Here is a 22,810-nt window from a genome sequence, read left to right on the forward strand (position 1 = left end):
CGTTTGGGAAGCGCGTGGCTGTCTCGCGACAGGAGGCGCTACTCTGGATTGGCGACGCGCACTCGCTGATGGAGGCGGTCCATTGCCATTGCGCGCGGCTGGTAATCCAGAAGTTGCAGCACCATCGCGGCGCTGACGGCCTGACCTACGGTTATCACGCCGTGCATCATCGCCATAGCGAGTTGTTCCTGTGGTGTCTTCGGCGCGCGAAGAGCCATCACGGTTACGCCTGCGCTCACCGCGATGCTCGCCACGCTGACGATCATGATACCGGCCATCATTGCCACGGCGGTACCCGTCCCAATTTGCTTGGCCTCTGCGTTTGCCGCGACGCCCTTCCCAATAACGGCGGTGGCCATCGTTCCACCGATAGCGCGTGCCGTAGGTGTCATAGATGTAGAAGCCGACTCCCGGATAATAAAAACTATCGTACCAACCATAGTAGCTCGAACCGTAATAGGGGTCGTAGTACGGGTCGTAATAGGGGTCTGCATAGGCGCTGCCGTAACCATCAACCCCATAAATCGCGCAGCCACCTAACGACAAAGTCGCTGCGGCCAACAAAACTGGCTTAAATATGGAACGGCTCACTCTTTTTCTCCCCGGTGGCAATCATGCCGATGTTCCGTTTCTGGCGAACGGGAATTGAACAGTGGCTGAATTAGAGCAACGGCCTAGCCCACTCTTGGCAGGCTCAATTTCACCAGCAAACCGCCAAGGTCTTCGCTTTCATCCAGCTCAACCCCGCCACCATAAATCTCGGCGACGTCGCGTACGATCGCCAATCCAAGACCCGTCCCAGGTTTACCAGTGTCCAAACGAGCACCCCGGTCGAATATTTCGGTGCGCTTGTCTTCGGGAATGCCCATCCCGTCATCTTCCACCCAGATGACGCACTGCTTTTCATCCGGTTCAGCATCGACGGTAACAAACACGCTACCGCCGCCATATTTGGCTGCGTTCTCGATCAAATTGCCAAGAATTTCGTCAAGGTCCTGACGTTCTATGGCGACCTGCGCTTGGCGATTTCCATCAATATCGAACCTTACAGAAGGATAAAGACGTTCAACTGCACGGCGCACCGCTTCTGCACTGTCGCATACTGGCGTTCTGGCCAATCCAACCGCTCGGCGTCCTACTGCTCTTGCCCGTGCAAGATGGTGGTCGACATGCCGCCGCATCGTTGTCGCCTCGCGAATAACCGTATCGGGCAAGTCGGGCGCGCGCGCGGTGGCCGCATTGTTGACCACCGTCAGCGGCGTCTTCAAAGCGTGCGCCAGATTGCCGGCATGAGTACGTGCTTCCTCGGCTTGTTTCTCCGAGTGGGCGAGCAGCATATTAAGCTCCTCTACCAGTGGTTGAACCTCATAAGGCAGTGGGTCGGTGATGCGATTTGTGCCCGTGGTACGAATACGCTGGATGGCTATCCGTATGCGTCTGAGCGGTCGCAAGCCGTAATAGCTCTGCAGAGCTGCCATCACGAACAGACCAAGGCCCAATACCGCAAATGACCACGCCAGAATGGATCGTATCCGGTTGATCTGCTCATCTAGCTCCTGCGTTGCCGAGGCGACAACAAAGGTCCATTTCGCGTCGCTGTACGGCAAAATCACGGACCGCTCGACAATCCGCAATTGTTCATCGGGACGCTGGCTGCTGTCATAAAAATGCGGTTCAGTGTCTGTGTGTTCACCCATCAACTTGAGAGGCTCGTCCCACAAAGAACGCGACAGATAGCCCTCCTGACCGTCCGCAACGATCTGGAAATACATGCCGCTATTGGGTTCCAAAAAGCGGGGTTCACCTAACGGCCGGTTGAAATAGACCTCACCATCCAGATCAATCTCGGCACTGACCAACATGGCGTTGAGCAGATATTCCATCTGATCATCAAAATTGCGTTCAACGAGGCTTGTAAGCGTACGGTCGAGCGCAAAGCCGCCAGCAAGCAGTAAAATCAGAATCCAACCCGCAGCGATCAACATCATTCGGCGGGCAAGGCTACCGGTGTCGTTACGCCCGGTATCGTTAGGCATTGTGGTATCAGTAGATTGTTCAGACCCGGCATGCGCCGGACCTGCAGAGGACGCGCGCCCTTGAGCAGCAATGTCTGCTTGTGGCGCGTTCACTCTAGGTGGCTCGCGGTGCTTCGTCCGGATCGTCCAGACTATAGCCCAGACCGCGGATCGTGGTAATCACATCGGCGCCGAGTTTCTTACGGATACGCGTGACGAACACTTCGATTGTGTTCGAATCGCGGTCAAAATCCTGATCGTAAATATGCTCGATCAACTCAGTCCGGCTAACCACCTTGCCCTTATGATGCATAAGATAGCTGAGCAGCTTATATTCCTGCGCGGTCAGCTTCACCGGTTCGCCAGCCAAGGTCACGCGGCCGGAACGCGTATCCAAACGCACCCCACCAGCCGTTAATTCGGATGAAGTATTGCCCGATGCACGGCGGATAAGCGCCCGCAATCGAGCGATGAGTTCTTCGGTTTGAAATGGCTTGGCAAGATAATCGTCAGCACCCGCATCGAGGCCTGCTACCTTGTCCGACCAGCTGTCGCGCGCTGTCAGCACAAGAACCGGGAATGTCCGGCCTTCTTTGCGCCACATGCCCAACACTGTCAGTCCGTCAATCTCGGGCAAGCCCAGATCAAGGATGACCGCGTCATAATTCTCGGTTGAGCCAAGAAAATGACCGTCCTCGCCATCGGTCGACAAATCAACCGCATAGCCGTTCTGCTCCAGTGTGGATTTAAGTTGCTGGCCGAGAGTTGGCTCGTCCTCGACAATCAGAATTCTCATGCTGCCTAATTCCCCTGCAATAGGCTCTCAATTTGAACCTGCATCCGTTTCCATTGCTAAGTGGTCTTTTGTTGTAAATGCGTCAACTCGCCAAGCGATTCCATCCTGAATTGATGGAGTTAGCGACTGCGGCGCAATACCTTACCGGTGCGCGCATCGACATCGACATACGAAACGCGGCCATTGCGAATAAACTTGAGGCGATAAGCGCCTGCAGCCGAATCATATGCCGGGCCTAGATATTCATAGCCCTGCGCCTTCAACGGATCGGCCACCTTGCGCTCTATTTCACGCAGCGGGATCCGGTTACCCGCTTGCATTTCCTTGCGAGCATTTTCCTGATCCGTCCGGTCCTGAGCAATGGCAAGTGCCCCGGAAAATCCAGAGGCGACCAGCGATGCAGCCAGGGCAAGATTTAAAAAACGTTTCATAATATTTTTGGTTTTGCGCCCGCTGCTTTGAACAGCGTCTGAATGCCTGCCGTTTCCTGTGTTCAGAATGTTTACGTATGACTTGGCTTATTCAACCATCTCATATTTAACGGTTACGCTAACGCCTGTGCCGACCATACCTGGTTGAACCGGGGTTGAATCAGCTAATTTCTCAACAGCCATAGTCCGCATCATGGGCTGCGGCGAAGATACCGACACCGCCTCGCTTATTTCAAGCAAGCGGATATCTGAATATCCGGCCCAACCTGCATATTCCATCGCTCTTTCGCGCGCCGTTTTCAGCGCAGATTCGCGTGCCTGAGCCTTCGCCGCTGTGTCATCTCCGATGGAAAAGCTGGGGCCGCCAATGTCGGTTGCACCTGCTGCGACCAACGCATCGAGCACAGGCCCCGTCCGTTCAATCTTACGCAGGATCACACTGACACGGTTGGATACGGAATAGCCCTTGAAGACTTGCTGCTGTGTTTGGCGGTCGTAATCATATTGCGGGTTGAGATTGATGCCAGTGGTTTGGATGTCTTTCTCGTCAATCCCGAGAGCTTTGATCCGCGCGATAACCGCCGTCATTTCCCTAGCGTTAAGCTGCATCGCCTCGACCGCAGTTTTCGCTTGCGAGGCTACGCCAGCGCTGATTGTGGCGATATCGGGCGCAGCTTTAACCGATTCAGAAACACTCAGCTCGATCACGGGTCCTCGGGATTGGATCTGAATGTCTGCCGCCGAGGCAGGCATGGCCAAAGCTGGCAGCATTGCAGAAACAGCGGCGAAGGTCAGGGCGTTGCGGATCATATCTTTCTCCATGTGTTTACCTACCATCTAATGTCACGACACTTTAGGCAAGGTGAACCGCGCTTCACATCAGCGCTGTCTGTGGCTAGGCCTGACACAATGCTATTGGGGGCTGGTTACAGATGATCCGCAGTTTGATATTTTCCGTCGCACTATTCTTGAGCACGGCTGCTGTCGCGCAAAACGGTATGGAGCCGGTGCCGGCGCGGCAATCCGATGAGGGATCAGGGCCCTATTCAAGCTTGGTCATTCGCGGCGCGACCATGATCGACGGCACCGGTGCCCCGCCGGAAGGACCGGTTGACATCGTGGTGAAGGACAGCCGGATCGCTGCAATCAATCGTGGTGGCTCGCCTGAAAGTGTAATTAATTCCGCCGACCGCGTGGTTGATGCGACCGGCATGTTTATCATGCCCGGCTTTGTCGATGTGCATGGCCATAATGGCGATCCGGGCAAGGCTCCCAATCCCGATTACGGATACCGTTTGTGGCTTGCGCACGGCGTAACTTCGGTGCGCGGCGTGTCGTTCGGTTTCGGGCCCGACAGCACCGACCTTGACCACAAACGCCGCAGTGCCGCTAACTTGATCGTCGCCCCGCGCCTGTTCGCTTACGCTGTGTTTGGAGACAAATGGCCGGGCGGACCCGTTAGGACTCCGGCCAAGGCGCGCGAGTGGGTACGGTGGGCCGAAAATGCCGGATATGACGGGGTGAAATTCTTTAACACCGATGCATCCGATGTGCTCGCCGCTGCATTGGATGAAGCCGAAAAGCATAAAATGGGCACCGTCGCGCATTTGGGGCAACGCGGCGTAGCGCAGGTTACTGCACGCAAAGCAGTCGAGCTGGGTATGGACGGTGTCACCCATTTCTATGGCCATATGGAATCGCTGCTTAAGGATGGCGCTTTGGTGCGTTACCCCAATGATTACAATTACCTCGACGAACAATCTCGCTTTTCCGAAGTTGCTAGGCTCGCCACGCAAATTGTGGAGCCGGGTAGCGAGGAATGGGATGATTATATCGATTCCATGGTCGAAGGCGGTGTTACGCTTAGTCCGACATTCAACATCTATTCTGCATCACGCGATGTAATGCGGGCGCGGACTGCCGAATGGCATCAGAAATACACGCTGCCTTCGTTGATGAACTTCTATGAGCCCAGTCTGACAAATCATGGGTCCTATTACCACGATTGGTCGACCGAAGACGAGGTCGCCTGGCGCAATTTCTATGTGCCATGGATGAAGCTAACCAACGACTTCAAAAACAAGGGTGGCCGCGTAACCGTCGGGTCCGATCCTGGTTATATTTATCAGACTTGGGGGTTCGCCTATATTGGCGAGTTCGAGATGTTACAGGAGGCAGGATTTGCCCCGCTCGAAGTCATCCAAGCCGCGACAATGAACGGCGCTGACGAAATCTATAAGCCAAAGGGAATCCCTGCTCCGTTCGGCAAGATCAAAGTCGGCATGTTGGCGGATTTGGTTATTGCGCCAGAAAACCCGCTGGCCAACTTCAAGACGCTGTACGGCACCGGACATTTGCGGCTGAACCGCGATACCAATGTGCTCGAACGCGTCGGCGGGGTACGTTGGACGATTAAGGACGGCATTGTTTACGATGCGCATATCTTGCTCGAAGATGTAGCCGAAATGGTCGCTTCGCAAAGCCAATAGCCACGGGAAACCGGGGGCCGATTCAAGCATACCGCTTGCCGCATGGCGGCCAGTAACCTAACGCGCGCCACCTATGGCGCAACCACCGATACTCAGCTTGGAAACCCTTGGCCTACAACAAGGCGGCCGGTGGTTGTTTGGCGGCCCCGAAACCGACGGGCTTAACCTGCATGTCGGGCCAAGAGACCGACTGGCTCTAATTGGTCGCAATGGCGCTGGCAAAACCACGTTGTTCCGCTTGATCAATGACCAACTCGGTCCTGACCGGGGCGAGCGCAAAGTGAAACCCGGCACGCGGATTGTGGTGCTGGAGCAGGAACCAGATTTCGGGCCGTATGAAACGCTGATGGATTTCGCTCTGGATGGCGAGCATCCACCGGAGGAATACGAGGTTGAGGCGATTGCAGGCCAACTTGGCATCGACATGGCGACCAAATCCAAGGGGGCCAGCGGAGGCGAACGGCGCCGCGCTGCGATTGCACGCGCCCTAGCCCAAGATCCTGATTTGCTGTTGATGGACGAGCCGACCAATCATCTCGATCTTGCCGCGATTGAATGGTTGGAGAGCTGGCTCGACCGTTACAAAGGCGCATTCATTGTCATCAGTCATGACCGGACTTTCCTGAAACGTTTGACCAACGCGACAATTTGGCTTGAACGCGGAATTCTGCGGCGCAAAGACGTCGGTTTTGGCGGATATGATGCTTGGGAAGAACAAGTCTATGCCGAGGAAGCACGCAACGCGCACCGGCTAGACGCAAAACTGAAAATCGAGGCCCATTGGCTAGAGCGCGGCGTCACCGCGCGGCGTAAACGCAACCAAGGGCGGTTGGAGAAATTGTGGCAAATGCGCGCGCAACGTGCCGCGATGATCAGCCCGACCGGTGCAGCAAAACTTGGCCTAACCACCGATGACAGCAACAAGAGCAAAGCAGTTATCGTTGCGGACAAGGTCAGCAAATCCTTCGGAACCGGCAAGGATGAACGCAAGATCATCCGAGATTTTTCGCTTCGCATCCAACGCGGAGACCGGATCGGTGTGGTCGGCTCAAACGGTGCTGGTAAGACGACATTGCTGAAACTGCTTACGGGCGAGCTTGCGCCCGATGAAGGCAAGGTGACAGTCGCGAAATCGCTGACCGGAGTGGTAATTGACCAGCAGCGCGCCTTGATGACGCCCGAAAAATCGGTGCGCGATGTGCTGGCGGAAGGCGGCGACTGGGTTGATGTTCGCGGCACCCGCAAACACGTTCAAGGCTACCTTAAGGAATTCCTGTTTGACCCTGGGCTTGTCGACACCAAAATTGGCACCATGTCGGGAGGCGAGCGTTCGCGGTTGCTGCTGGCGCGCGAATTTGCCCGGCCATCAAACTTGCTGGTTCTGGATGAGCCGACCAACGATCTCGATCTGGAAACACTCGATCTGCTGCAAGAAGTCATCGCCGATTATGAAGGCACCGTGCTTATCGTCAGCCATGACCGCGACTTTCTCGACAAGACAGTCACGATCACGCTCGGCCTCGATGGCAGCGGCTTCGTGGACATTGTTGCCGGCGGGTACGAGGATTGGGAAAAACAGAAATCCCAGCGCAATAAGGCGGCAAAGGGCAAATCGCCGAAGCAGGACACCTCTCGTCAATCGTCCGCAGTTGCTCCTGCGAAGAAAAGCACGAAGGTCAGCTATAAGGACCAACGCGATTACGAATTGCTGCCGGCGCGGATCGAGGAGTTGGAACTGGCGATTGCGCGAGGCGAAGAGATTCTCTCCGATCCGGAGCTGTACACCGCAGACCCGCAAAAATTCGCTAACATCAATCAAGGCATCGAAAACGCCCGTACCGAAAAAGACGCAGCGGAAGAGCGATGGCTTGCCTTGGCGGAAATGATCGAGGGGTGAGCGCACTGCACCGGGAAATTGCAAGTTGCACGATTTGCGCTGAATTTCTGGCAGATGGCCCCCGCCCAGTCGTCCAATTCTCCTCAACTGCAAAGCTGCTGATTATCGGCCAAGCACCCGGTTCCAGAGTCCATGCCACCGGCGTCCCGTGGGATGATGATAGCGGCAACCGGCTGCGCGAATGGATGGGGCTGAGCAAGGAGCAGATGTACGATCCCGCCAGGGTCGCGCTGGTTCCGATGGGGTTCTGCTATCCCGGCAAAGCCAGCGGCGGGGACAAGCCTCCGCGCAAGGAATGCGCGCCGCAATGGCACGGCCAAGTCTTGGCGCAATTGCCCAGGGACCGGCTGACATTGTTGGTCGGAACCTATGCGCAAGGATATTATCTGCCCAAAACACGCTCGATGTCACTGACCCAGCGAGTGGAGAGTTTCGAACAGTTCCTACCACACATTCTACCGCTCCCGCATCCGGCATGGCGCAGCAGAATCTGGATGCAGAAAAACCCGTGGTTTGAAGCGGCAGTACTGCCCGTGTTGCGACAGTACATCGACAAATTGGTCAAGTAATCCGGTAAAATATCGCAACTCGGTCCAACGCCAGTTTTAGCACCAGTTTTCCGCTACGTGCTGGCCATTTAAGGCCTTTTTCCGCTTCGGGCAGGCCTTCCCCGCTACACACCACACGCCATAGAATATCGGACAGGCCATTTCCCGCAGCGTCAATTGCAGCATCAAAGCGGCCCTTTGCTGCGATCTGGCGTTCGGTTGGGGAGAGGCCGCCATCGCTGCCCTGCCCACTGATCCGCACTGCATCCCACCGCATCGTCACGCTCGGACTCAATTGCGCCCGCTCATAATCCGCACGCAGGCGCTCGCCCGCGGCGAACAGACGATCGTCAATATGACCCCGCGCATGAAGCCAAGACAAGGGCGATTCCGCGATATTGACGGTTACGCTCCGGCGCCGCGCGCGCCTCCCCCCACTTCCCTTTGGACCTTCGCTGGTCAATTCGCGTTCGATGAGCAGTCTGCGCAACAATTTTCCCCTTTGAATGACAACGAATCGCCTCTTGCCAAAAGGGAGTGCATGTAGGAAAGAGGGAACCAATATGGTTCCTTCGAAAGTTACCCGATGATCAATCGTATCCGTGATATTCGCAAAGCCAAAGGCCTGACATTGGCCGATCTGGCCGAAGCCTGCGATCCTCCAACCACCGCCCAAACCATCGGGCGGCTTGAAACCGGTATGCGCAATCTGTCGATCAAATGGATGGACCGAATCGCGGACGCGCTTGGCATTGATCCGCAATCTCTGGTTAGGTCCGATCAGACCGCCTCGCCGCAAGTGGTTGCTACGTTAACCGAGCAAGGGCCGGAGGCGCTCAATACACCTGCAGAAGCGGTTCTGGCGACCGAAATTGGCGGCGACGCGCCTCTGATGGTGTTGTCTATCGCGGCCAGCGCAGGCGAATATCGCGGAGGCGACCAATTGTGGCTCCGCCAGCTTGACCCAGCAGACGCCGCCCGCGCTATAAACCGCGACGTGCTGGTGCCGCGCAAGGGCGGACGATTTTATTTCGGCCGTTTGATCGACCGGCAAGGCACGATGGTAGGCATCTTGCCACCGGGTGTTGGCCAAAAGCAGCAAGTGGTCGATGATCCGCCATGGCTGGCTGTCGCTGAGATGTTGGTGCGCCCGCTATGAGTCACCCGAAGCGGGTACTCTCGCTCTCCACTCTTTATCCCAACACCCATATGCCGCGCTTCGGCACTTTCGTTGCGCGGTCGTTGGAGGCGCTGGCCGCGCGCGATGCCTGGGAAGTTACTGTCATCAACCCGATCGGCGTGCCGCCCATTGCATTTGGCAAATACAGGCCGCTCGCCGCCGCTGCGACGGATGGAATGGAGCAAGGGGTTGCTGTTTATCGCCCCCGATTCACGCTGATTCCAAACGTCGGCACGCGGATCAACCCTGGCGTTATCGCTCGCAAAGTCTTGCCACTCGCCAAGCGCCTGCATGCAGATAATCCGTTTGATTTGGTCGACGCGCAGTTCTTCTATCCAGATGGCCCTGCGGCAGCATGGATTGCGCATGAGCTTGGCCTGCCCTGTTCGATCAAGGCGCGGGGATCGGACATCAATTTCTGGGGCGGGAAGCCCTACGCGCTCGAACAAATGCTGGATGCAGCAGGCCGCGCTAACGGGTTGCTGGCCGTGTCGGATGCGTTGGCGCGAGAAATGTCTGCGCTTGGCATGGATTACAACAAAATCACGCTACATTATACTGGCTTGGACCGAGACAGGTTCCGGCCGCTCGATCATGTTGGACTACGCGGAATGTTGGGCCAAACTCTTGATATTGCATTACCCGAAGGCAAGCCATTGCTGGCATCGGTAGGCGGGTTGATAGAGCGAAAAGGCCAAGACCTTGCGATTGGCGCACTCGCCAATATTCCCGGCGCGCAATTGTTGCTGGTAGGTCATGGGCCGGACGAGCAGCACCTGCGCAATTTGGCTCGCGATATGCGGGTGGAAGACCGGGTGCATTTCCTTGGATCGGTCGATCACGATCTGCTGCCGGTTATCCTATCAGCTGCCGATATCATGGTTCTACCATCCGCAAGCGAGGGGCTTGCCAATGCATGGGTCGAGGCGCTGGCTTGCGGTACTCCGCTTGTCATTTCAAACGCTGGTGGGGCACGAGAATTGGTAGCATCGCCTGATGCGGGCATGATCGTTGAACGGACTTTGGAGGCTGTCACTGCTGGAATCGAGCATTTGCTCGCCAATCCGCCCACACCGGAGGCGGTTGCAGCCAACGCCGAGCGCTTCAGTTGGGACGAGCATGCGCGGCTGCTAGACGAATATTACTCCCGCCTGATTTAACCCGAGAAATTCGCTTAAGTCAGCCTTCTCCGCGAGCCATCTTTTCTTGCTTATCAGCGACAGTTTCTTCCGGAACGAAACTGTTGGAATCAACCCCCAGCCAGATCAGGATCGGCGCGGCCATATAGACCGAGCTGTATGTCCCGACGAACAGACCAAGCGTAATTGCCGCGACCATGCCGAAAAGGCTGGCTGGACCGAAGAACAAGAGCGGCAGCAGCGCGACCAACAAAGTCAGCGAGGTCATCACGGTACGCGCCAAAGTTTCATTGACCGAAAGGTCGAGCAGTTCAGGCAGCGGCATCTTGCGGTACTTCTTCAGATTTTCACGGATGCGGTCATACACGACGATCGTATCGTTAAGCGAATATCCAATGATGGCGAGAATCGCGGCGATAATCTGGAGGCTGAATTCCAGCTGAAACAACGCAAAGAAGCCGAGCGTCAGTGAAACGTCATGCGCCAGCGCAAACAGAGCGCCGACCCCGAATTGCCATTCGAACCGGATCCAGATGTAGAGCGCAATTGCTAGCATAGCGGCTAGCAACGCCAGCACAGCCTTCTCGCGAAATTCGGAGGCGACTTTGCCCGATACCGTGTCGTTACCATCGCGGCGAATGCCTTCGTAAGTCGATTCAATCGACTTGATGACGGTATCACCAATCGCGGTCGCCGCGCCCGGCGTATCTTCAGTGCCTTCTGGCAGTCTGACTCGGATCGACACCTGATTCTCCGCGCCAAAGCGCTGGATCACCGGTTCTCCATAACCAAGACTGCCAATTTGTTCGCGTAAGCTGACAATAGGCGCTTCCTCACGCTGTTCAAAGGTTAGGCGAACTTCCTGCCCACCAGCGAAATCCACACCATAATTGAGCCCTTGAGTGAGCACCAACGCCCAGCTTGCAATCATCAGGAAAACGCTGACGACGTAAAACGGCATCCGCCAGCGTAGAAACTTGATGTTCGTATCATCAGGGACAAGTTTAAGCAGTCGCATATCTATACTCCCCTCAGACGTTCAAATCTTGTGGACGCGCTTTGCGTAGCCAACCGGCGACCCACATGCGGGTCAGGACAACGGCGGTGAAAACCGAGGTAAACAGACCAAGGATCAAAACAACGGCAAAGCCGCGGACCGGGCCGGAACCGAACAGGAATAGCAACACACCGGCAATAAAATTAGTGATGTTAGCATCGTAGATCGCTCGGCTGGCCTCTTTATAACCATTTTCGACAGCGGCAATCACACGCCGCCCTCGCTTTCGTTCTTCGCGTATTCGTTCATTGATAAGCACGTTGGCATCAACCGCGGCACCAATTGTAAGCACGAATCCCGCAATACCTGGTAACGTTAAAGTGGTGTTGAGAACCGCCATAATGCCCAACAACATTACCACGTTGAAGAACAGCGCGATCGTTGCGTAAACGCCAAAGCGACCGTAGCTGAAAATCATCAACGCAATAACTGCCACCGCGCCAACCATCAGCGCCAGCATACCGCTCTTGATAGAATCAGCGCCGAGGTCTGGCCCTACCGTGCGCTCTTCAACAATCGTCAGATCAACCGGCAATGCGCCCGATTGAAGTGAAATTGCCAAGCTGTAAGCGCTCTCCGGCGTGAAGCTGCCTGAAATCTGCGCAGATCCAGCAAGGATTGGCTCGTTAAATACGGGCGCCGAAATAATCTTCCCATCAAGGATAATCGCAAATTGCTTGCCAACATTCTCAGTGCTTAATTTAGCGAATTTTGCGCCACCCTGCGCATCGAAAGTGATGTTCACGACAGATGAATTGTCCTGCGGATTCACGCCCGACTTCGCTTCTGTCAGCGAATCCCCTTGAATACCGCCAAGCCGGACAACTGGCATCGAAAGGCCTTGTTGCGGGGTGCCATCAGCATAGGGATAGACCTGAATTCCAGGCCGTGTTTCGATTTCAGAGGCCGGGGCTGCAATTGCGTTAGGTGCAACCAACTTGAATTCTAGTTTGGCAGTTTGACCGAGAAGCGCTTTCAGCTGTTCAGGATCTTGGAGGCCAGGAACTTGAACAACGATCCGCGTGTCGCCCTGGCGAATAATCGTTGGTTCGCGTGTACCCAGTGCATCAATGCGCTTGCGAACAACTTCGGTTGCGCTGTCCATCGCCTGGGTAACCGCTTCTTCAGCGCCATCTTCAGTCTGGCTCAGAGTTAATCGGGTTTCATCGGTAAATACGAGCGTCCATTCATTGGTCAGCCCTTGGCCAGCGATGAGAGGAAGTAATTCCTCGCGTGCCCGATCAACATCAGCAGAATCGTTTAGCATAAAGCTCAACTCACCCCCCTGAGTTGAGTAATCTCCGGCACGGATCCGCGGTTCGGCATTGCGGAATGCGGCGCGGACGGCTTCATCCATATTTTCAAGCCGCTGCGCCATCACCTGCTTGGCATCGGCTTCGAGCAGAATGTGACTACCACCTGCCAAGTCGAGACCGAGGTTGACCGTCGGTTGCGGCAAAGCTGATGGCCAAGTGATATTGGTTGAGGAGAGAACCGAAGGGATCGCTGCGGCAACCGCGAGCAATGTTATCGCCCAGAGCCAGATTTTCTTCCAGCGTGGAAATTCAAGCATGTCAGCGGTTCCGTCCTAATTTCGCCAGTCGTTCGCGGTCGTCAGTCGTTCGCAGCTTGGCCGGCTGGCGGAATAATGTCGCCAATGGTGTTCTTAACCGCTTTTACCCGCACCCCTTGGGCAATTTCAATATCGGCATAATCATCATCAACTTTAACGATTTTACCAATCAATCCGCCGGCGGTAACGACTTTGTCGCCCTTCTTCATCGAAGAAACTTTTTCCTGATGCTCTTTCTGGCGTTTCATTTGCGGGCGGATAATCAGGAACCAAAAAATCAGACCCATCGCCACGAGCGGAAGGAATTGCATCCAGGCTGGTGCCGCTTCTGCGCCAGCTGCGGTAGAGAGAAAATTGAGCATCGTTGAGGCCTACACCTTGTCGAAAGAACGCGATTTGAAGACTTCGGCAGCATGGGCACAAAACCCGCCCCCTTGTCGATTCATCACAATAAGTGGGCGCGCCTAGCAGCAAAGCAAGGGCAGAGCAACGCAGCATAAACCATGTGATTGGCCAATTGATGCTGCAACCTTATTGCGTTGCGTTTCCACCGGCACTATAGGCCCGCCTTCCACTGATCGGGACGTGGCGCAGTCTGGTAGCGCACTACACTGGGGGTGTAGGGGCCGTAGGTTCGAATCCTATCGTCCCGACCAGTGGAATTACCCCAAATCCGATCTTCTTTTCACCTGTGCGAACACAGCGCCGCCCGGTCTTGCCCGCCCGGTCTTGCGTCGCTCCTTTATGCGCCGTAACCCGCATTCATATGGAGAGTTTCAGATGACCAAGCCCGCCGCCCTCAAAACCCGATCATGGCTCTTCGCCCCCGGCGATAGCGAGCGCAAAATGACGAAAGCCGCCGATAGTGCCGCAGATATTGTCCTGCTCGATCTGGAAGATTCAGTCACACCGGAAAGCAAACCTAATGCACGCAAGTTGGTTCGCGAGTTCCTTGCAACACGCGAAGATAAGCAGCGCATATGGGTGCGGATCAATCCTCTCTCCGGCGAATATGCTGGTGATGACCTTTCGGCGATTATGCCATCTGCGCCCGGCGGGATAATGTTGCCGAAAGCAGAGGGCCGCGCTGATGCGGAGAAACTCGACCAGTTGCTGAGCGAGCATGAGGCAGCAAATGGCATCGTCGATGGCTCGACCAGAATCGCCGCATTGGTAACGGAAACGCCGCGCGCAATGTTCAACACCGGCGATTATGAAGGCTGCAAACGGTTAATCGCGATGAGCTGGGGAGCTGAGGATTTATCGTCTGCGCTTGGCGCTTCTGTGCAATTCCGGTCCGATGGCGAATATATGCCGACATTCGAACTGGCCCGCAGCCTGTGCCTGCTCGGCGCGGTCGCTGCAGGGGCCGCCCCGATTGAAACCATCCAAGCTGATTTCCGCGATCTGGACGGGCTCAAAGAACGCGCCCTGATGGTCCGCAGCCAAGGCTATCGCGGGATGCTGGCGATCCATCCCGCGCAAGTTCCAGTTATCAACGACGCGTTCACTCCCTCCGCCGAAGAACTTGACCGCGCCCGAGTCATCGTCGCAGCGTTTGCAGACAATCCCGGTGCGGGCACGATTGGCGTCGACGGCGCAATGCTTGACCGTCCGCATCTGGCCCTCGCTCAGGCTCTGCTGGCCAGCGTTGAACAGTAGAGCCAAAAACGCACATTATATTTTCCTACATTGACCGATTTGGTTAACTCCGCCTGCGACACATAATCGCAAGGATCTCGCTATGGCTCTCATCGAATCGCTAATCGGACCAATCGCTTCGCTGATCGACAAGATCATCCCCGACAAAGAAGCCCGCGCCAAAGCTAAATTGGAACTGCTCGCGCTTGAGGGCACGCATGAACTGCAATCGATAGAGGCACGTCTCGCTGCGATTGTTGCCGAGGCCAATTCCAAAGACCCATGGACTAGCCGCGCCCGCCCCAGCTTCCTCTATGTAATGTATATTTTGCTGCTGACCGCGCTGCCAATGGGCATCCTCGCCGCCTTCAGCCCCGCCACCGCCAAAGACATCGCATCGGGTATGAACGCCTATCTCAGCGGCTTACCCGAACCGCTCTACGCGCTGTTCGGCACCGGCTACCTCGGTTACACCGCCGCGCGTCAATGGGGCAAGGTAAAGGGTTTGGAGCAGTAGGATTCCAGCATGAGTCGCAATGAGTAGCACCATGCCCGCTAAGGTCCCCATTGGTGACATTACGCTTAGTTTTCACAGGCTCGATCAAACGGAAACAAATAATGATTCTAGCGAATGGCGAACTTACGGCAGCGAAGAACCTTCCGCCTTCCAAGCCATTGCGGACATTCGACGCACGCATCAAGTGACCGAAAATTAGCTTTTGAACTCTGTTCCATGTGTTCCATTTATTCAGCCTTTCGGTTCTTAGCCTGAACCGCTAAGCTTATCCCTATGAGCACTATTACCGCCAATACCATCTTCGTACTCAATGGCCCCAACCTCAATTTACTCGGGCTTCGCGAGCCGGATATCTATGGCTCCGACACGCTCGATGATATTGCCGGAATGCTAGAGGACCGCGGGCGCGAGCTCGGTCTGACGATCGATATGCGCCAGACTAATCATGAAGGCATGTTGGTTGATTGGTTGCACGAGGCGCAGGCAGAGGGTGCGAAGGCGGTTTTGCTTAATGCCGCCGCCTATACACACACCTCAATCGCGCTGCTCGATGCCATCCGCGCCATCACCACTCCGGTAATCGAGGTGCATCTTTCAGACCCTTCCACCCGCGAGGAATTTCGCCATAAATCCTATGTTGGAATGGCTGCAAAACAATGTGTCCAAGGCCTTGGTGCAAAAGGATATGTTGTAGCGTTGGACGCTGCGGCATTGCTTTAATCCGCACCATAATCGGCACCAAAAACCACCTCACCCTCTTGCCCTACGGCCCGATGCCGCGCATAGGCAAAGGTCTGTACTAACTATGGGGCATTTATGGCCGATACCAAGGGTTCTGCTGGCAAAAAGACTGGCATGGAAGTAGACACTAAACTGGTTCGCGAGCTGGCCGAGATGCTGGGCGAAACTGGCCTCACCGAAATCGAAGTGGAAGATGGGGAGCGCAAGATTCGCGTGTCTCGGGGCGGCGGAGTTGTTGCACCTGCACCCGCGATGATGGCCGCACCTGCGCCCGCTCCGGCCGCACCAATCGTCGCTTCAGCGGCAGCCGAAGCGGCGGCCGCCGATCATTCAGGCGCAATGAAGTCTCCGATGGTCGGTACAGTCTACCTATCACCCAACCCCGAATCAGGTCCGTTCGTCAATGTCGGCGACGCGGTGAAGGAAGGCGATACGCTGGTCATTATCGAAGCGATGAAGGTAATGAACCCGATCACCGCCGACAAGGCCGGCACGATCAAGGCGATCTTGGTCGAGAATGCCCAGCCGGTCGAATTTGACCAGCCGCTCGCAGTAATCGGGTAAACGCACCATGGGTATTTCCCGGATATTGATTGCCAATCGCGGCGAAATTGCCTTGCGCATCCACCGCGCCGCGCATGAAATGGGCATCGAAACGGTCGCAGTGCATTCCACTGCAGACACGGACGCGATGCACGTAAGGCTTGCAGATCATGCCGTGTGCATTGGCCCGCCATCAGCAACTGACAGCTATCTGAATACCGCAGCAATTATTTCAGCCGCTGAAATTGCCCAATGCGACGCGATCCACCCTGGCTATGGCTTCCTGTCGGAGAATGAGAAATTCGCCGAAATCGTAGAAGCGCATGATATTGCCTGGATTGGTCCGAAGCCCGAACATATCCGCACGATGGGCGACAAGGTCGCAGCTAAGCGCACGGCTGGAGCACTTGGCCTGCCCTTGGTGCCCGGCTCTGACGGCGCGGTAAGCGACCCCGAAGAAGCCAAGAAAATCGCCGATGAAATCGGTTATCCCGTTATTATCAAGGCAGCATCCGGCGGTGGCGGGCGCGGAATGAAAGTCTGCGAAGGCCCCGATACGCTTGCCAGCCTGATGCAAGCTGCAGCCAATGAAGCGAAGTCGGCGTTTGGCGACGCGACGGTTTATCTTGAGAAATATCTCGGCGATCCGCGCCATATCGAATTTCAGGTGTTTGGCGACGGTAAAGGCAATGCGATCCACTTGGGCGAGCGTGATTGTTCTCTGCAGCGCCGCCACCAGAAGGTTTTCGAAGAAGCGCCCTCTCCGGTTCTTTCAACCGAGGAACGTAACCGTATGGGCGATATCTGCGCCAAAGCGATGGCTGATATGGGCTATCGTGGAGCAGGCACTATCGAATTCCTTTGGGAAAATAACGAGTTCTATTTCATCGAAATGAACACCCGTCTGCAGGTTGAACATCCAGTCACGGAAATGATCACCGGAGTGGACCTCGTGCGCGAACAAATCCGCGTTGCCGATGGCAAACCACTTTCGGTTAAACAATCGGAAATAGAGTTCAAGGGCCATGCGATTGAATGCCGGATCAACGCGGAAGATCCGTTCACCTTTGCCCCCTCCCCTGGCAAAGTTACATCCTACCACGCCGCAGGCGGTATGCATGTGCGCGTCGACAGCGGCTTATATGCCGGATATTCAATCCCGCCATATTACGACAGCATGATTGCCAAATTGATTGTCTATGGCCGCAACCGCGAAGGCTGCATCATGCGCTTGCGCAGAGCACTCGAAGAGATGGTCATCGAAGGCGTCAAAACGTCAATCCCGCTCCACCGCGAATTAATCCAGCAGGATGATATCCTGAATGGCGATTATTCGATTAAATGGCTCGAAGAATGGCTGGCTAAGCGCGAGGAAAGCTAGAGTATTTGGCTCCAGCTCAATTAAGCTCTCGGTAATTTGATAGAAATTTCCGCCACAATTTGCGGCTTGAATCGCCCATTGTAACGGCCACCATATTCCCAAATGTGAACAGTGAGATTATCTTGCTCTGACCTATTTCTGTAAGGCGCTTGTCGCGCTTCTTGAAATGCAAGCTGAGTTCCCAGCTCCTGCTCAAATTCCTTTCCGATTGGGCTGGAAGAAAAATCTGGCTGCCCTTTTACAGGATAGATTGCCATCATAGAGGTACCATGCGGAAGCACCTCGGCCGCATCATCGACTTGCTCGCCAGTGGCAAAGTCCATCAACGCGGTTACACCCGTTTGGGTTATGACAATCTTGTCATCAGTGCGAAGGAAGAGGTAACTGGCAGTCTCCCTACCCGCATAGGTCAAAATTTGGTTCTGATCATCGCTTGAGCTACTGGAATGGCACTTCGAATCTTCAGCAATGGCTAGCTGAGAAGCTAAAACCGCTCCCAAAATTGAAGCGGTAACCTCAGCATGACTGATACTAACTATAAGCCTTAGATTGCTGGCTGATAATCATTGCTACGCAAGGTAATGATATACGCTGCGAGCGCATCGACATCTTCATCAACCACTTCGAAATTCATTTTCTCGGGATAATTGTGCGAATCGCGTAGCCAATCCTTTAGCGTCACCAAAGTGAGCCCCTCGGTATTGGCAATCGCTTCAAACCCAGGCGATTCAGGGTTAGGAGACAACTGGTTCGAAACGATGGCGTGGCAACCGGAACACAATGCCTCGGAAAGATCGTATCCTGCTTTGGCTTGAACCGAGAGCCCCGCATCCAAGGCCATATTGGCATCAGACATGCTTGCAGAAACAACAGGGTTAGGCCGATCAGCCTGACACGCTGCAAGCGCGGAAATGCCGCATATAAGTGTAATTTTTCTCAGCGCTTTCAAGCAGGTCAACCTTCTCTCTCAATCTTAATCTAGAGGCACACCCGGTTCATGCTTCGCAGTCCGGATGGTCAGCGATGTTTTGACGCTTTCGACATTTGGCGCAGGCGTCAGCTTGCTCGTCAAGAACTCCTGAAAGCTCTGCAAATCTCTGCTGACCACTTTGAGAATAAAATCGATTTCACCATTGAGCATGTGAACCTCGCGCACTTCAGGCAGCGCGTTCATATGATCTTCAAATTCGCGTAGGGAGCTCTCTGCCTGGCTTTTTAGGCTAACCATCGCGAAAACGGTGATTGCAAAACCCAATTGCGAGGCATCCAGTTCGGCATGGTAGCCCCTAATTACGCCCTCTTCTTCGAGCGAACGAACGCGACGCAAGCATGGCGGCGCGGTTAATCCGACGCGCTGTGCCAATTCTACGTTGGTTACACGCCCTTCATTCTGCAATTCGGCAAGCAAACGCCGGTCAATCTCGTCGAGATTTGCCATCTCTTTCGCCCCTATCAGTCCTCGCGCTTAGAATGAAGCGCCGTTCGGCAATGAATGCCACGTTTATATCATCCCACCGACAATATTATTGTTCCTGACAGCAATTGTCCCGCTTTGCAACGTTCCACAGGGTGGCCATTCCCTGCCCTGCTGAAAGTGATAGAGCCGCAAGAGTCGAGAATTCCCGACGGTACGCCCGCGCGTCAATAACGTCGTCCAACCTGCTTGCCTTACGGCCGAAAGTGAACACCCAGACTGCCATGCACTTCGATGACCGCCTTGCCACCGTATTGCGCCACCGCGCAGCGGGAGAGCGTGCGGCACGGACTCAGTTCAGGCAGTTGCTCGATCTGCTAGGCAACAAGCCAAGCAACGTAGCGCGCAACAAAGAGGAAAGCCTGATGGCGGCGGCGTGGTTGAGGCTTGGCGCGCTCGGCGAGGGTATATCAGCCACCGAGCGCGCCGCCATGATCAGCGATCCGAGCTTGCGCGTACGCAATGCCGAACTTGTTGCGCATCTTGCAGAAGACGAACCCGAAGTAGCAGCGGCGGCATTGACCAAAGCGAGTTTGATCGACGACGATTGGGAGGCACTGATCCCGCGCCTACCAATTCGAGCGCGAGGATTTCTGCGTTTACGCCGCGACTTGTCGCATTCAACCATCAATATTCTTGAACGCTTGGGCATTCAGGACCGCGGATTGCCAGTACCCGCGCGACAAGAAGATCAATCTGATTCGACTTTAACAGTGCCCAAGGCAGCCAAAATCCCCCAGGCAGCAAACGATCAGCCAGACAACCTCGAATTGACCGATATAGTGGAGGAAGATACCGCGATTGGGGCCTTGGTCAAACGCATCGAGGCATTTCGTATGGCCCGCGCTTTGCCCCCATCGCCGAGCGCAGATGCGCCGCATTTGCCACTGAGCGAACTTGCCGCAGAGGTCGAAAAATCGCCTTTATCTGGCTTTGCCTTTTCTACAGATATGCGAGGCAGAATTGATTGGGCCAGCGACGGAGTTGCTCCTGCGGTGATTGGCCTGAACCTAGGCCATTCGCCAGATAACCCTCACGTATACGAGGCAATTCGATTTCGGCAGCCGCTGCGTGGTCTTCCGCTAGTCCTTGAAGGTGCACCTATCATTGAAGGGGACTGGATCGTAGACGCCAGCCCACGTTTCACCCAGCCGGGCGGTAGGTTTTTCGGGTATGCAGGCATGATTCGTCGCATGCCTACCAATGTTAAAAGCCTTCACGGCCTTCGGCAATCAAGCGAAGCGGACCGCCTGCGCCAATTGCTGCATGAACTCCGCACGCCGGTGAATGCAATTCAGGGGTTCTCCGAAGTGATTCAGCAGCAATTATTCGGCCCAGCTCCGCATGAATACCGTGCGCTTGCTGCTAGCATTGCCGGTGACAGTGCGCGGATGTTGGCCGGATTTGACGAACTGGACCGGCTTGCACGGCTGGAAACCGGCGCGCTTGAAATTGAGCCGGGCGAAACTAATTTTGCGACGATCGTCATCGAACAGGTCGGGCAATTGCAGGAAGTGCTGAAACCACGCACAGCCAGCTACGAATTGGGCGTGGCACCTGTTCCGGCCATCCCGCTGACGGTGGTTGACGCTGAAGCTATGGCTTGGCGGCTGCTTGCCACCATCACGGGCGCAATCGGCGCGGGTGAGCATTTGCAAATCGAGCTAGAAGACAGCGATGGAAATTTGCAGCTGAGTTGCGAAATGCCCATGTCGCTTGCCGCCAAAGACGACATTTTCAACTCATCTAGCAAGCCGACCAGCGGCTCGTTGAGCGCCGGAATGTTTGGATCAGGCTTTTCCTTGCGGCTGGTTCGGGCTGAAGCGCGCGCAATTGGCGGTGATCTAAGGCGGGTTGATGATTGGCTGCTGCTCACTATACCACCCTTGACCGCCGCTGAAGCCGCACCTAGCCAATCCCACGCCTGATAAGCGAACTGATCGGTTAAGCCCGCCATCGGCGGCATACAGCAGGGGAGTACTGGCATTTGGACCGGTCAATGATTGATCCACCCGCAAATGGGTCTGAAGTACTTTTCTCCGCCAATTTCGGGCAGCGCGCCCTATTGACCGTCGATACCGAAGAAGAATTCGATTGGAATGGCCCCTTTAAGGCGAGCGGCCACGGTCTTGACCACGTTCGCCGGTTAGCCAAATTCCAGCAATTTTGCGAAGGACTAGGTGTTAGCCCTGTCTATCTTGTCGATTGGCCCGTCGCGACTTCGAAGTTGGCCGCTGATATTCTTGCCGAACCACTCGCAAGCGGCAAGGCCGAGCTCGGGATCCAGCTACACCCTTGGGTCAACCCTCCGTTTGAGGAGGAAATCAATACGCACAATAGCTATGCTGGCAATCTACCGGCCGAGCTGGAGGAAGCGAAGTTCCTTGCCTTGCGGGATGAAATCCAGAAAAACTTTAGCATTACACCACAGATATACCGCGCTGGCCGTTACGGGCTTGGCCCCGCTTCGTCGGGAATACTTAAACGCGCTGGCATCGGGATCGACAGCTCGGTTCGCGCCAATTTTGACTATAGCGCTGCGGGCGGTCCTGATTATCGGAACCATCCGCTCGCGCCCTACTGGGTCGATGTGGAGCGCCGGCTGCTCGAATTGCCACTTACAACAGTTTATTGGGGCATGCTTCGCAGACAAGGCAAGATGCTGTTCCCAGCTCTTGCTCGAATTCCTCGCCTGCATGGCCTCGCCGCAAAATTGGGGTTGCTAGAGCGTATTCCGCTGACGCCCGAAGGCGTTACAGCCGAAGAAGCATTGCGCGGCATTGATATGGCCCTGGATGACGGCCTTCCGCTACTTGTGATGTCATTTCACAGCCCTTCTCTTGTACCTGGGAACACGCCCTATGTACGAAGCGAAGCTGATCTAGACGCCTTGTATGATTGGTGGCGGCGCATTTACACCTACCTCGAGATGCGGAGGGTCGCGCCCACCACAGTTAAGGAAATCATGGAATCAGTCGAGGTTTCCTAGAAGAATTCGGTAATTTTTCGCTTTTTGACTAAAACGACGCTTGCCACCTGCGCCCGCCATCGCTAGGCGCGTCTCCGCTGCTTGGGAATTACTGTGCAGCGCATGCTTTAGGTATCTTTGTGGGCCTGTAGCTCAGTTGGTTAGAGCTGGCCGCTCATAACGGCTAGGTCGCGGGTTCGAATCCTGCCGGGCCCACCAGATGCCGGCAGAATCGCAATCCGTTGCGGGCTTGCCGCAGACGGCTAAAGTATGGACGAAAATGTCGGGGAGTGGCGCAGCCTGGTAGCGCATCTGTTTTGGGAACAGAGGGTCGCAGGTTCGAATCCTGTCTCCCCGACCATTTTCACTTAAAAGTATTTGCGCCTGCGGGCGGCCCTTAACAAATCACTGGGTTCCATT

The 22,810-nt window shown here is 55.4% G+C and carries 26 protein-coding genes and 3 tRNA genes; 17 read left to right on the top strand and 12 right to left on the bottom strand.

Going from position 1 to position 22,810, the window contains the following annotated elements:
• Positions 1-38 precede the first annotated feature (38 nt).
• From GRI36_RS10765 to GRI36_RS10785, 5 genes are all read right to left on the bottom strand, one after another.
• The gene (locus tag GRI36_RS10765; protein ID WP_160598463.1) at positions 39-392 is read right to left on the bottom strand and encodes a hypothetical protein; all 354 of its coding nucleotides are present in this window, start codon (positions 390-392) and stop codon (positions 39-41) included.
• Between the two features lie 282 nt (positions 393-674).
• On the bottom strand, positions 675-2,036 hold the full coding sequence (locus GRI36_RS10770; protein WP_160598464.1) for a sensor histidine kinase: 1,362 nt from the start codon (positions 2,034-2,036) through the stop codon (positions 675-677).
• A gap of 94 nt (positions 2,037-2,130) precedes the next feature.
• Positions 2,131-2,811, bottom strand: coding sequence for a response regulator transcription factor (locus tag GRI36_RS10775; protein ID WP_160598465.1), 681 nt, complete (start codon positions 2,809-2,811; stop codon positions 2,131-2,133).
• A 119-nt stretch (positions 2,812-2,930) separates the two neighbouring features.
• Positions 2,931-3,242 (bottom strand): PepSY domain-containing protein, encoded by a 312-nt coding sequence (locus tag GRI36_RS10780; RefSeq protein WP_160598466.1) that lies wholly within the window; start codon positions 3,240-3,242, stop codon positions 2,931-2,933.
• Positions 3,243-3,329: 87 nt separating this feature from the next.
• Entirely contained in the window at positions 3,330-4,052 is a 723-nt protein-coding gene (locus GRI36_RS10785) for an SIMPL domain-containing protein (RefSeq protein WP_160598467.1), read from the bottom strand.
• Positions 4,053-4,174: 122 nt separating this feature from the next.
• Here GRI36_RS10785 and GRI36_RS10790 point away from each other — a divergent pair, with 122 nt between their 5' ends.
• The 3 genes from GRI36_RS10790 (at position 4,175) to GRI36_RS10800 (ending at position 8,197) form a co-directional block, all read left to right on the top strand.
• Positions 4,175-5,731: an amidohydrolase family protein gene (locus GRI36_RS10790; RefSeq protein WP_160598468.1), complete on the top strand. Its 1,557-nt coding sequence runs from the start codon at positions 4,175-4,177 to the stop codon at positions 5,729-5,731.
• A gap of 73 nt (positions 5,732-5,804) precedes the next feature.
• Positions 5,805-7,628 (top strand): ABC-F family ATP-binding cassette domain-containing protein, encoded by a 1,824-nt coding sequence (locus GRI36_RS10795; RefSeq protein ID WP_160598469.1) that lies wholly within the window; start codon positions 5,805-5,807, stop codon positions 7,626-7,628.
• The gene (locus tag GRI36_RS10800) at positions 7,595-8,197 is read left to right on the top strand and encodes a uracil-DNA glycosylase family protein (protein WP_160598470.1); all 603 of its coding nucleotides are present in this window, start codon (positions 7,595-7,597) and stop codon (positions 8,195-8,197) included. Before GRI36_RS10795 ends, GRI36_RS10800 begins: the two co-directional genes overlap by 34 nt.
• On the opposite strand, the gene GRI36_RS10805 is transcribed toward GRI36_RS10800, so the two are convergent.
• On the bottom strand, positions 8,190-8,666 hold the full coding sequence (locus GRI36_RS10805) for a DUF6456 domain-containing protein (RefSeq protein WP_160598471.1): 477 nt from the start codon (positions 8,664-8,666) through the stop codon (positions 8,190-8,192). The two genes, GRI36_RS10800 and GRI36_RS10805, sit on opposite strands and share 8 nt — an antisense overlap.
• Before the next feature lie 96 nt (positions 8,667-8,762).
• On the opposite strand from GRI36_RS10805, the gene GRI36_RS10810 reads away from it, so the two are divergent.
• Positions 8,763-9,335: a helix-turn-helix domain-containing protein gene (locus GRI36_RS10810; RefSeq protein ID WP_160598472.1), complete on the top strand. Its 573-nt coding sequence runs from the start codon at positions 8,763-8,765 to the stop codon at positions 9,333-9,335.
• Positions 9,332-10,516: a glycosyltransferase gene (locus tag GRI36_RS10815; RefSeq protein ID WP_160598473.1), complete on the top strand. Its 1,185-nt coding sequence runs from the start codon at positions 9,332-9,334 to the stop codon at positions 10,514-10,516. The genes GRI36_RS10810 and GRI36_RS10815 overlap by 4 nt, the downstream gene beginning before the upstream one ends.
• 19 nt (positions 10,517-10,535) lie before the next feature.
• Here the strand turns inward: GRI36_RS10815 and secF are convergent, their stop codons facing one another.
• Genes secF through yajC form a run of 3 tightly spaced genes read right to left on the bottom strand, consistent with a single transcriptional unit; the run spans position 10,536 to position 13,487 of the window.
• Complete coding sequence (gene secF, locus GRI36_RS10820; protein ID WP_160598474.1) at positions 10,536-11,513, bottom strand: protein translocase subunit SecF; 978 nt, start codon at positions 11,511-11,513, stop codon at positions 10,536-10,538.
• Between the two features lie 13 nt (positions 11,514-11,526).
• A complete protein-coding gene (gene secD / locus GRI36_RS10825; protein ID WP_160598475.1) occupies positions 11,527-13,125 on the bottom strand; it encodes a protein translocase subunit SecD in 1,599 nt (532 codons plus the stop codon).
• Between the two features lie 41 nt (positions 13,126-13,166).
• A complete protein-coding gene (gene yajC, locus GRI36_RS10830; RefSeq protein ID WP_160598476.1) occupies positions 13,167-13,487 on the bottom strand; it encodes a preprotein translocase subunit YajC in 321 nt (106 codons plus the stop codon).
• Between the two features lie 217 nt (positions 13,488-13,704).
• Between yajC and GRI36_RS10835 the strand changes: the two genes are divergently transcribed.
• The 7 genes from GRI36_RS10835 (at position 13,705) to accC (ending at position 17,948) form a co-directional block, all read left to right on the top strand.
• Positions 13,705-13,781: transfer RNA gene (locus GRI36_RS10835), tRNA-Pro, on the top strand.
• 124 nt (positions 13,782-13,905) lie between these two features.
• Positions 13,906-14,787, top strand: a complete 882-nt coding sequence (locus GRI36_RS10840; protein ID WP_160598477.1) for an HpcH/HpaI aldolase/citrate lyase family protein — start codon at positions 13,906-13,908, stop codon at positions 14,785-14,787.
• Positions 14,788-14,869: 82 nt separating this feature from the next.
• A complete protein-coding gene (locus tag GRI36_RS10845) occupies positions 14,870-15,283 on the top strand; it encodes a holin family protein (protein WP_160598478.1) in 414 nt (137 codons plus the stop codon).
• A 31-nt stretch (positions 15,284-15,314) separates the two neighbouring features.
• Positions 15,315-15,482: a hypothetical protein gene (locus GRI36_RS10850; RefSeq protein ID WP_160598479.1), complete on the top strand. Its 168-nt coding sequence runs from the start codon at positions 15,315-15,317 to the stop codon at positions 15,480-15,482.
• Between the two features lie 74 nt (positions 15,483-15,556).
• The gene (locus tag GRI36_RS10855; protein WP_160598480.1) at positions 15,557-16,003 is read left to right on the top strand and encodes a type II 3-dehydroquinate dehydratase; all 447 of its coding nucleotides are present in this window, start codon (positions 15,557-15,559) and stop codon (positions 16,001-16,003) included.
• A 96-nt stretch (positions 16,004-16,099) separates the two neighbouring features.
• Positions 16,100-16,588, top strand: coding sequence for an acetyl-CoA carboxylase biotin carboxyl carrier protein (accB, locus tag GRI36_RS10860; RefSeq protein ID WP_235902225.1), 489 nt, complete (start codon positions 16,100-16,102; stop codon positions 16,586-16,588).
• Positions 16,589-16,595: 7 nt separating this feature from the next.
• Positions 16,596-17,948, top strand: a complete 1,353-nt coding sequence (gene accC, locus GRI36_RS10865) for an acetyl-CoA carboxylase biotin carboxylase subunit (protein ID WP_160598481.1) — start codon at positions 16,596-16,598, stop codon at positions 17,946-17,948.
• A 20-nt stretch (positions 17,949-17,968) separates the two neighbouring features.
• Here accC and GRI36_RS10870 read toward each other — a convergent pair whose 3' ends face one another.
• Positions 17,969-18,208, bottom strand: a complete 240-nt coding sequence (locus GRI36_RS10870; protein WP_160598482.1) for a hypothetical protein — start codon at positions 18,206-18,208, stop codon at positions 17,969-17,971.
• A gap of 9 nt (positions 18,209-18,217) precedes the next feature.
• On the opposite strand from GRI36_RS10870, the gene GRI36_RS10875 reads away from it, so the two are divergent.
• Positions 18,218-18,385 (top strand): hypothetical protein, encoded by a 168-nt coding sequence (locus GRI36_RS10875; protein WP_160598483.1) that lies wholly within the window; start codon positions 18,218-18,220, stop codon positions 18,383-18,385.
• A gap of 107 nt (positions 18,386-18,492) precedes the next feature.
• Here GRI36_RS10875 and GRI36_RS10880 read toward each other — a convergent pair whose 3' ends face one another.
• Together GRI36_RS10880 and GRI36_RS10885 are read right to left on the bottom strand one after the other, a co-directional pair.
• Positions 18,493-18,897 carry a c-type cytochrome gene (locus GRI36_RS10880; RefSeq protein ID WP_235902226.1) on the bottom strand — a complete coding sequence of 135 codons (405 nt, stop codon included), beginning with the start codon at positions 18,895-18,897 and terminating at the stop codon, positions 18,493-18,495.
• Between the two features lie 24 nt (positions 18,898-18,921).
• Entirely contained in the window at positions 18,922-19,386 is a 465-nt protein-coding gene (locus GRI36_RS10885) for an Lrp/AsnC family transcriptional regulator (protein WP_160598484.1), read from the bottom strand.
• Positions 19,387-19,628: 242 nt separating this feature from the next.
• Between GRI36_RS10885 and GRI36_RS10890 the strand changes: the two genes are divergently transcribed.
• From GRI36_RS10890 to GRI36_RS10905, 4 genes are all read left to right on the top strand, one after another.
• A complete protein-coding gene (locus tag GRI36_RS10890; RefSeq protein WP_328598379.1) occupies positions 19,629-21,350 on the top strand; it encodes a sensor histidine kinase in 1,722 nt (573 codons plus the stop codon).
• A gap of 71 nt (positions 21,351-21,421) precedes the next feature.
• Entirely contained in the window at positions 21,422-22,411 is a 990-nt protein-coding gene (locus GRI36_RS10895) for a polysaccharide deacetylase family protein (RefSeq protein WP_160598485.1), read from the top strand.
• Between the two features lie 121 nt (positions 22,412-22,532).
• Positions 22,533-22,609: transfer RNA gene (locus GRI36_RS10900), tRNA-Ile, on the top strand.
• Between the two features lie 65 nt (positions 22,610-22,674).
• A tRNA-Pro gene (locus GRI36_RS10905) sits at positions 22,675-22,751 on the top strand.
• Positions 22,752-22,810 lie beyond the last annotated feature (59 nt).

The organism is Pontixanthobacter gangjinensis (assembly GCF_009827545.1).
In the GTDB taxonomy this organism is placed as follows: domain Bacteria; phylum Pseudomonadota; class Alphaproteobacteria; order Sphingomonadales; family Sphingomonadaceae; genus Pontixanthobacter; species Pontixanthobacter gangjinensis.